Below are 355 nucleotides of genomic sequence, written 5' to 3'. Positions count from 1 at the left end.
GGGCCGCCCAGCGGGACCGGGCGGGGGCGCTCCGGCGGAGCGCGAGGCCGGCGAGCACGCCCGAGGCCAACGCGAGCACCACCTTGGCGACCCCGAGGATGCTCTGCCCGGCATCGAAGAGGGCGTAGCTGTCCATGTCCGCGTTCCGTAAATAGATCACGGTCCAGGCGGAGCCGACCAGCCCGAACAGGAGCGACGCTGCGGCGAGGAAGAAGCTGATCAGTGACAGGCTGTTCCGGGGCCCCGCACCGGGTCCCGGGGCGCCGGGGGGCTGCGCGCCGGGGAACGCGGCCGCCGGGAAGGGGCCGCCGGGATAGGGTCCGGCGGGAAGCTGTGCTCCGGGGGCAAGCGGCGC

The 355-nt window shown here is 75.2% G+C and carries 1 protein-coding gene; it reads right to left on the bottom strand.

Features of this window, described 5'->3' with window-relative positions:
• Positions 1-355, bottom strand: a 355-nt coding sequence (locus OOT08_RS04445; protein WP_325091358.1) for a hypothetical protein, incomplete at both ends; no start/stop codon positions are given.

The sequence above is a fragment of the Leucobacter sp. M11 genome (genome assembly GCF_035726885.1).
Lineage (GTDB): Bacteria > Actinomycetota > Actinomycetes > Actinomycetales > Microbacteriaceae > JAPFRB01.
The sequence above is the reverse complement of the archived record's forward strand: the minus strand, read 5'-3'. Positions and strand labels throughout refer to the sequence as shown.